This window comes from Paucilactobacillus wasatchensis (genome assembly GCF_000876205.1).
GTDB lineage: Bacteria > Bacillota > Bacilli > Lactobacillales > Lactobacillaceae > Paucilactobacillus > Paucilactobacillus wasatchensis.
Genome location: NZ_AWTT01000080.1, coordinates 1 through 2,384, shown reverse-complemented (window position 1 = coordinate 2,384; position 2,384 = coordinate 1). Strand labels below are relative to the sequence as shown.

1 protein-coding gene is annotated in these 2,384 nt (G+C 37.6%); it reads right to left on the bottom strand.

The window, feature by feature from the left end; genetic code table 11:
- Window positions 1-1,979: ornithine decarboxylase (speC, locus tag WDC_RS09120; protein WP_044011535.1), on the bottom strand; the 1,979-nt coding region annotated here is incomplete at its 3' end.
- Window positions 1,980-2,384 lie beyond the last annotated feature (405 nt).

Genomic DNA, 2,384 nt, shown 5'->3' with positions numbered 1-2,384 from the left:
GGATAAGGAAGCGCACCTTCCACAGCAATACGCCCAACGATTTCAGATAACTTAACTAGCTCAACATTGTTTTTTAATAGTTCAACGTTAGCATCGTATGGTGTCATTGCTGGTTCTGGAAGATAGTCGGAACGGAATAGACGTTTTTGGTAAGTCTTTGTATCAGCGTTCTTGTAGAAGTTATGCAATTCTTGGCAAAGTTCACGAATTGTGTAACCAGCATAACGAGTACGGTTTGCAGCATACAGACTTGGCAATACATCTTGCAATGGTGCATCTTCTTGAACTAGGTGTTCAAACTTAACTAATTGTGAAACAAGATTATTCATCTTAGCTGGTGTTTCAGCAGGAGTCATCAAGAATAGAATTGAATTCAAGTCATTCTTTTCAGGGATAATTCCATGTTCACGCAAGTAGTTAGCCAAAATAGTTGCAGGAATACCGAAGTCTTCGTATGCATCAGTTTGTGGGTCAATACCAGGTGTGGTTAACATAAACTTGTTAGGATCAACGAAGTATTGGTTATCCTCATATCCGGCAAAACCATGCCACTTAGCGTCTTTTTCAAAGCGCCAGTAGTCAATGTTACTTACGATTTCTTCAGTGTCAGCATCTTCCCACTTCTTGCCGTTAACAACTGGTGGAATAAATGGTTTGATCATGCTGCAGTTCTTGATAATGTTCTTACGAGCATTAACACTTGTAACCAATGCATCATGCCATAATTTTTCACCGGCTGGACCTTCTTGCATCTTGGCGTTAACGTCAAGTGATGCAAACAATGGGTAGAATGGTGAAGTTGATGAGAATTTAAGATAAGCATTGTTGAATCGTTTGTGGTCAATATAACGTTTCTGACCCTTGATATGCTTGTCTTTCTTGTGAATTTGTGAAGCTTGTGAGAATCCAGCTTGTTGTTTGTGAATTGATTGAACAACGAAGATCCCAGGATCATCAGGGCCTAATTCCAACTTCAGTGGTGAACAGTCATTCATCATTGGAATGAATTGCTCGTAACCAACCCATGCGGAGTCGAATAAAATGTAATCACAAAGGTGACCAATTTTTTCAACAATTTGTTTGGCATTCGCAATTGTTCCATCATAGGTACCTAACTGAATTACAGCTAGACGGAATGGACGGTCTTGCTTTGCTTTTTCTGGGTCGATCTTAGCTGCTTCTTCACGTAAGTGTTTTTCATCAAAGGCACTACCATAAATACCACCAATGAATCCATATGAGTCACGTGATGTTTCCATATAAACTGGACGGCCACCATCCATAACTAAGGCACTGTTATAAACTGATTTGTGGTTATTCCGGTCAAATAAAACTAAGTCGCCAGGTGCAACAGCTGATGTAATTGTAATGTTATTTGAAGTGGTTGAACCATTCATAACAAAGTAAGTCTTGTCAGCATTGTAAATTCGTGCTGCATCTTTTTCAGCTTGCATAGCAGGGCCTTCATGAATTAATAAATCCCCTAAGGCCACGTCGGCATTACAAATATCGGCACGGAATGTATTCTCACCGATAAAGTCATAAAATGCACGACCAGCTGGATGCTTACGGAAATATTGTCCACCTTGATGTCCTGGACAATCAAATTGGATATTACCACGGCCTACATAATCTTGTAGTGCATCGAAGAATGGTGGTAAAACATTCTTTTCATACTGCACTGCAGCAGCTTCAATTTCACGGTTGTATAATCGGTGATCATACATGTTGTCTGAATCTAAGATGTGGTAAATCTTCTTCATCAGATCGCCATCAATTTTACTGCTATCTTCTGAGATAACAAAAATTGGAACACCAAACTTGGTTTCGTCAGCCTTATTAACCAAGTCCAGTTGTGAGTCCATAACAACAAGTGCTGCTACATCAGTGAAATCTGTACTCTGTGCAACAACAGTTCTGCGGTCAGTCTCAAAATAGAGCTTGGCCTCGTCAGTTGTAGCAATTTTCATACTATTCATCCTATAACTACCTCCAAACGTTTTTTTGCAATCGCTTACAGATACATTTTACTTCTTTTTGCCAATTTTACAATAGAGTCAGAAGCTTTTTTATTCATTAAGTATAGAGATTGTGTAAAACTAAACATTGATAGTCGGCGGGCGTCAGGCATCCAACGACCTTTTTTAATATCGATAAAAAATATACATTTCTAATCAAATCTTAATCAAGAATTAATTAAGCCATAAATCCTTACTTTGATGGCTTAATGCGCTTACATTTTGTCAGTAATATATTTTGAATATTTTTCTGAAATATAATTTCCTTACATGATATTTACTTGTGAAAATTTATAATTATTTTTCACAATATTGCTTAATCGGGATAAAACTGAAACATCAGTTTTATGTATATTTTTAAATTTG